Annotated in this window: 5 protein-coding genes; all 5 read left to right on the top strand. The window is 34.7% G+C overall.

Annotated features, from left to right (window positions below; genetic code table 11):
• Positions 1–271: 271 nt before the first annotated feature.
• The 5 genes from AABE15_RS04080 to trpC all read left to right on the top strand — a co-directional run bounded on the left by AABE15_RS04080 (position 272) and on the right by trpC (position 6,332).
• Positions 272–2,179, top strand: coding sequence for a peptidyl-prolyl cis-trans isomerase (locus tag AABE15_RS04080; protein WP_338330005.1), 1,908 nt, complete (start codon positions 272–274; stop codon positions 2,177–2,179).
• Positions 2,180–2,199: 20 nt separating this feature from the next.
• Entirely contained in the window at positions 2,200–3,675 is a 1,476-nt protein-coding gene (trpE, locus tag AABE15_RS04075) for an anthranilate synthase component I (RefSeq protein ID WP_338330004.1), read from the top strand.
• A gap of 98 nt (positions 3,676–3,773) precedes the next feature.
• Complete coding sequence (locus AABE15_RS04070) at positions 3,774–4,355, top strand: aminodeoxychorismate/anthranilate synthase component II (RefSeq protein WP_338330003.1); 582 nt, start codon at positions 3,774–3,776, stop codon at positions 4,353–4,355.
• Positions 4,356–4,374: 19 nt separating this feature from the next.
• Positions 4,375–5,457, top strand: a complete 1,083-nt coding sequence (trpD, locus tag AABE15_RS04065) for an anthranilate phosphoribosyltransferase (protein ID WP_338330002.1) — start codon at positions 4,375–4,377, stop codon at positions 5,455–5,457.
• Positions 5,458–5,474: 17 nt separating this feature from the next.
• A complete protein-coding gene (trpC, locus tag AABE15_RS04060; protein ID WP_338330001.1) occupies positions 5,475–6,332 on the top strand; it encodes an indole-3-glycerol phosphate synthase TrpC in 858 nt (285 codons plus the stop codon).
• Positions 6,333–6,766: the final 434 nt, after the last annotated feature.

The following is a 6,766-nucleotide window of genomic DNA, read 5'->3' as shown; positions in this document are numbered from 1 at the left end:
AAACAATATGATCAGCTTCTTTAGTTACACCATTCATTTTCCAATTTCCGATTATGATCGGTTTAGTCATCAGTACACTCCTTATACAGTACGATAATGGTTAGGTCAGGGCATTTAATTTATACTAGTAATTTACTGATTATAAAATAAATATATGAAATATGTTTATATTCCTAAAGATAATTTTTTGTAATTTTATAATTTATGGTTTAATGAATTGAATTGATTACATAGGCAATGTTATTTTTCATTTAGATTTCAGGTAGGTTCTATGCTGTCTCGTTTAAGACATTTATTTATAGACTCGTGGGTTGGACGCATTGCAGTCGGTTTAATTTTTATAGCTTTCATGGGATGGGGAGGAATGGATGTATGGACCAATTTTACCCATCAAGATGCCAATGTGGTAGCATGGGTCGGTCATGAAAAAATAACATTACCGGAGTTGGATCATACAGCAAGAAACCAAATGCAGACTATTTCAGTGCAAAAAGGATTATCTGACTCGTCTCAACTTTCTGATAATGCTAAAAAAGCTATTATAAATGAAACGTTACAGCAACTGATCATTCAAAATATTTTTCTTGATCAAGCCAATCAATTGGGTTTAAGCGTTCCCGACAGTGTTCTCCGAGATGCTGTATTTTCTATGGCAATCTTTCAACAGAATGGTCAATTCAATCGTGATTTACTCAAAAGTTTTTTAAGTCAACGAAATATGACGGAAGAAAATTTTTTAAATCTAATTAAAGACCAAATTGAACTAGATGGTTTACTTAACCCGCTTATGATGGGTGTTGCTTCTTCTGATATTATAGCAGAACTTTTTTATCAATTTAGAAATGAAAAACGTGGCGTATCATATGTAGATATATTTTACGATTCATATCGTTCAAAAACCATACCCACTGAATCGGTCTTGAAGCGATATTACGAAAACCATCGTTGGCAATTTACAACCCCAGAATTTAGAAGGATAAAATTAGTTTATATATCTCCTGAAACAGTGGCAAAAGATATAGACGTTACCGATCAAGAAATTCAAAAATTTTATGATTCGAGAAAAAATTATTTTATAAAACCGGAAAGTAAAACTCTACAAATAGTTACTGTACAAGATGAAAAGGTTGCTAAATCGTTATTGGAACAATGGAAAGGAGGGGATTGGCAATCGTTACAAAAGAAAACTAAAGAACAACATGGTTTTGCCTCTTTAATTCCAGATTTTAATCAAAAAAATTCGACTTCGTCCGTATTAACACAGGCTGTTTTTAAAGCAACTCCTAATCAAATTAGTGGTCCTATAAAAAATTCTATGGGTTGGAGTATATTCAAAGTATTATCAACATCGCCTGAGCAAATGGTTCCTTTGTCGCAAGTTAAAGAAAATCTTAAAAATGAATTGGTGCAATCAAAGGCAAAGCAAGCTTTTGTTGATAATATAAAAAAAATCCAAGATATTTTAGCAGGGGGAGAGGGACTTGACGCAAAATTGGGTGGTTTAGGCTTGGTTGCTGTTGAAGGAACCTTGAATGAACAAGGATACACTCCGGAAGGTCAACTTGCTCCTATAGGCCTGCCAGAAAAAGTGCAACAAGAAATTCTGACCAAAATATTTTCCACTGCTCAACATAATCCAGTTTCTCTAATACAAGCAGCAGAAAATATTTATTATGCGTTCAATATTGAAACGATTGAGCCTGCGCATCAAGATACGTATCAGGCTGCAAAAGATAAAATTATTGAAGCCTGGCAAAAAGCAGAAGCTAAAAGACAAGCCAATATAATGGCTACTAATCTTTATTTAACAGCATCAAAATCTAAAGACGGAGTATCAAATCTTAAAACGAATTTATCCGTTCAACAAAGTCCTTTATTTTCGAGAGAGGAACCTGCAAAAATTATTTTACCTGCTTTACAACAACAAAGTTTTATTATGAAAGCAGGTCAGAGTACTATGATGGAAACACCAAATGGGTTTGTTGTAGCGACTTTAACAAAATGCATAGTACCCAGTAAAAACGATAATCCAGTCGCATATAATTCAGTGAAACAATCCCTTTCTCAATCATTAAGTGACGATATTGCTTATGACTATAAGAATTTTATACAAAAAAATATAGACATTAAAGTTAATCAACAGGCTTTGGATGCACTTATTAAGCAAGTCAACTATTAATCTATCAAGAAAGACGCCGCGTGGTTGATAACAAAATAGAATTGAATCGGCAAAAAACCCTTTCATATTTAATATTGTCTTCTGATTTAATTACCCCAGTTTCTGCTTTGTTGCGTCTTTCGACGCTGGCAGGTAATGATCCTAAAAATATTTTTTTATTAGAAAGTGTACAAGGTAACGCCGCAAGAGCACGATATTCTATTATTGGTTTGTTACCCGATAAAATATGGCGATGCAAAAGCGGTGTTGTTTCTATTAATTGTAACCCTTTGTTAGATCCAGAATGTTTTTTTGAAGAAGATCGTGCTCCTTTGGATTCGTTAAGAGAATTTATAGCAGAAAGTCAACTTGAAATACCGGATGGGGTGCCCCCCATGGTGGGTGGTATTTATGGGTATTTGGGGTATGACTTGGTAAGGCAAATGGAAGACTTGCCTTATCCTCCTCCTAATGATCTAGATTTGCCAGAGGGATTAATGTTAAGACCTTCTCTTTTTGCAGTATTTGATACCATTAAAGATGAAATTACGTTAGCGGTTCCCTTAAGGAAGGGAACGGAAGACGAGGTAAAATCAGCAAAAATATTATTACAAAAAGCACAGCTTGCTTTAAATACTTCAACAGCATCGCTTAATTATGGTGGTTTTTTGCCTTCCAAAAAAGTTAATATCGACTCAACCTTTTCTAAGGCAAAATTTATTGAAGTTATTCAAAAAATAAAAGATTATATTTATGCAGGGGATGTTTTTCAGGTCGTACCCAGCCAACGTTTTTCATGTTCTTTTACTGCGTCACCTATTGCGCTTTATCGTGCTCTAAGACGGATTAATCCGGCCCCCTTTCTTTTTTGCTTGCAGTTGGATGGGTTTTCTTTGGTGGGTTCCTCACCAGAAATATTAGTTCGCTTAAGGGAAAAAGTAGTTACCGTTCGACCATTGGCAGGAACAAGGCCAAGAGGAAAAACTCGTCAAGAAGACTTGGAACTTGAAAACAGTTTGTTAGCGGATAAGAAAGAGCTTTCAGAGCATTTAATGTTAATTGATTTAGGTCGTAACGATGTTGGTCGTGTATGTGAAATTGGCTCAGTAAAAGTCACAGAAAAATTTGTTATTGAACGGTTTAGTCATGTTATGCATATTTCTTCAAACGTAGAGGGAACGATCAAAAAAAATCTTGATGCGCTGGATGCACTTATAGCAGGTTTTCCAGCAGGTACTTTAACGGGTGCCCCCAAAATTAGGGCTATGGAAATATTGGATGAAGTTGAACCGACGCAAAGAGCAACGTATGCGGGTTGCATAGGATACTTTGGGGCAGATGGTAGTATGGATACTTGTATAGGACTGCGTACAGGACTTATAAAAGATCAAAAATTATACGTTCAGGCAGGATGCGGTGTTGTTGCGGAAAGTGATCCAGAGTTAGAGTATGAAGAGACCATACATAAAGCAAAAGCTCTTTTTAAAGCGGCTGAAGAGGCATACAAATTTATTTAAGTTCAAAAAACACTTTAATGATGATAAAATAGATTTTTATTATTTGCTTAAAAATTGTTTTAATAAGCACTTTGTATATGGAGATTACATAAGTACGTATGATATTACTTATCGATAATTACGACAGTTTTACGTACAATTTAGTACAGTATTTTGGTGATTTAGGATATACGTGCGATATTCATCGTAATGATACGCTTACCGTACAAGAGGCTTGTAATTTTAAACCCGAAGCAATTGTTATTTCACCAGGTCCTTGCAGCCCTTCGGAAGCAGGTATTTGCTGTGATTTAATTAAAGAAACGTGTGACAAAATACCTATCTTGGGTGTATGTTTGGGTCACCAAGCCATTGGCCAAGCCTTAGGTGCTAAAGTTAAAAAAACAAATCCTGCACATGGAAAAATTTCTTCTATTAAGCATAATGAAAAAAATATTTTTGAAGGATTACCTAATCCTTTAAACGTAACCCGTTATCATTCGTTGACGGTAGATGCGCATACTTTACCTATTGAATTAATTCCCACTGCGTATACTGACGACGGTGTTTTAATGGCACTTGAGCATACAATTTTTCCAGTTTATGGCGTTCAATTTCATCCAGAAAGCATTGCCTCTGAAAAGGGTCATGAGTTGCTAAATAATTTTATGAAATTGGCAAATCGATTCAATAAACATTAAACGAATTAAAGGTTTGCTGTTGTCTTTCGTATTTACTTCTTTTTTAGAACAGGCTTTAAGTGGGAAAACATTTTCTATTGAAGAAACCACTGAAATATTTGAAGCTATACTAGCTGGCGAAGTATCAGCAATTCAACTGGCTTCTTTTCTTACCGTTTTACGCATGCGTACAGAAACCGTAGAGGAATTAGAAGGTGCTGTTCGAGCAATGCGTCATTATATGATTCCTGTTAATAAATTTGATCCTACAACAATTGATGTGTGTGGTACGGGTGGGGATGGAAAAAGTACCTTAAACATTTCAACGGCTGTTAGTTTTGTTTTGGCTGCTTTGGGCGTATCGGTTGCAAAACATGGAAATAGAGCTCAATCCTCCCAATCGGGTGGAACGGATGTGCTTGCTGCTTTAGGTATAGATCCACAATCTGATCTAAAAATTTTACAAAGTAATCTTAATCAATTTAAAATTACTTTTTTGTCTGCTTTTGTTCATCATCCTTCGCTTAACCATATCAATAAAATTAGAAAAGATCTTGCAATACGCACAATTTTCAATTTATTGGGTCCGTTGTGTAACCCAGCAAATGTTGCATATCATTTAATTGGGGTTTACGACCCGTTTTGGTTGACTCCATTTGTTCGCGTGCTTAAAGAGTTAGGTTCAAAAAGAGCGTGGGTTGTCCATGGATTTGTTGATGAATTATGTTCTTCAAGCGGCGTAGATGAAATTACTTTGTCTGGACCCTCCAAAATTATGGTTTTGGAAAAAAATAAAATTTTTCCAATTAGGTTAACCTCAAAAACTATCGAGAAAGTAGGGCTTAATTTGTCACCACTTTCAGCTATTCGTGGAGGCAGTCCCAAAGAAAATGCCGAGGCTATTTTAGCCTTGTTACGTGGAAAAAAAAATGTTTATCGCGATACGGTATTGATAAATGCAGCGATTGCCTTACATATTGTCAAAGATTATTCACTCGTTAACCTACAAGGCGAAATAGATTCTCATATATTAAAGAAGCTCATTTCTCAGGCTGCGTATGCTATTGATAGCGGTGCGGCTTTGTCTGTGTTGAACAACGTAAAAAACTCTATAGTTAATTAATAAAATAGTAACCCAAAATGAATGAAGCAACTACACCTGATTCTGTATTAAATGCAATTAAGTTATCCGAAAGTGAAGTTTCAGACGTCTTAACTAAAATATGTGCCAGAAAAAGGACAGAAACTGAAAAAAAAATCAAATTAAAATCCCTTAAAGAAATTGCTGAAGAAGCGAGAAACGTAAGAACGCCTACTCGTGGATTTGCACGGGTATTAAAAGAAAAAATGGCTAAGGGGCAAATGGGGCTTATTGCAGAATGTAAAAAAGCCTCACCCGCTGCGGGTATTATTCGGCAGGATTATGATCCTAGTATTATTGCCGTACAATATGAAAATGCTGGAGCCAGTTGCTTATCTATTCTTACAGAAAGCGAATTTTTCTTTGGTAACAATGCAGATTTAAAATTAGCACGAGATGCATGTGCTCTTCCTATTTTACGTAAAGATTTCATACTAGATCCTTGGCAAGTATATGAAAGTCGCGTGATCGAAGCGGATTGTATTTTGTTGATTATGGCTGCTTTAAAAGATCAAGATGTTGTTGAACTTTCTGAGTTAGCAAGTTGTTTAGATTTAGATGTGTTGGTTGAAGTTCATAATGAGCAAGAGTTAAATCGTGCTTTAGCATTGGATGTATCGCTCATTGGGATTAACAATCGAAACTTAAAGACTTTAAAAACAGATATAGCAGTTACTGAAGAGCTGGCTCCTTTAGTTCCACCTGATCGATTAATTGTTTCTGAAAGTGGTTTAAAAACGTTTGAAGATATTAATCGAGTTCGTTCAGTAGGCGCGAGTGCTGTTTTAGTTGGTGAAAGTTTGTTAAGGCAGCAAAATGCTGGTATAGCTGTTCGCAAGCTTATGGGAATCGAGTGATTTTGTGCTTAAAATATTATTATTTATATAGTTTTATATAGAAATACGAGCCAAGCAAATAAATGGGACCATACGTTATAAAGACCAAAAAATTGCAATATGTTTCTATAATTTAAATTAAACAATGGAAAGTTAAGCATTATTTTAATTGTTTTTTGATTAATCGTTTGATTCTACGATATCTATACTCTATGATTTAAACACAAATAATGTGTTTAAATCATAGTAATGTAGGTTTATTTGAATACAATTTTTTTAATTTTGAAGGTTTATATTATTTCATTTGTTGCACTTTATAACCCCTAAATAAAGAAACCACATTTAATATAATTGGCGTGATTTTTTAAAAATTGTTAAAAGAATATGTAAAATTAAGTTTAAATCAGGTTTTAACTAATTTTGTTGAAATAAACGAACATGGAAAAGCCGAAGTT

It is taken from the genome of Commensalibacter sp. Nvir (assembly GCF_963921845.1).
Lineage (GTDB): Bacteria > Pseudomonadota > Alphaproteobacteria > Acetobacterales > Acetobacteraceae > Commensalibacter.
Note: the sequence above shows the minus strand (reverse complement) of the source record. Positions and strands in the feature narration are given on the sequence as shown.

Excerpts from the sequence above, each read along its gene's own strand:
- AABE15_RS04080 (WP_338330005.1), top strand. The coding sequence starts at position 272 with ATGCTGTCTCGTTTAAGACATTTATTTATAGACTCGTGGGTTGGACGC.
- AABE15_RS04070 (WP_338330003.1), top strand. The coding sequence starts at position 3,774 with ATGATATTACTTATCGATAATTACGACAGTTTTACGTACAATTTAGTA.
- trpC (WP_338330001.1), top strand. The coding sequence starts at position 5,475 with ATGAATGAAGCAACTACACCTGATTCTGTATTAAATGCAATTAAGTTA.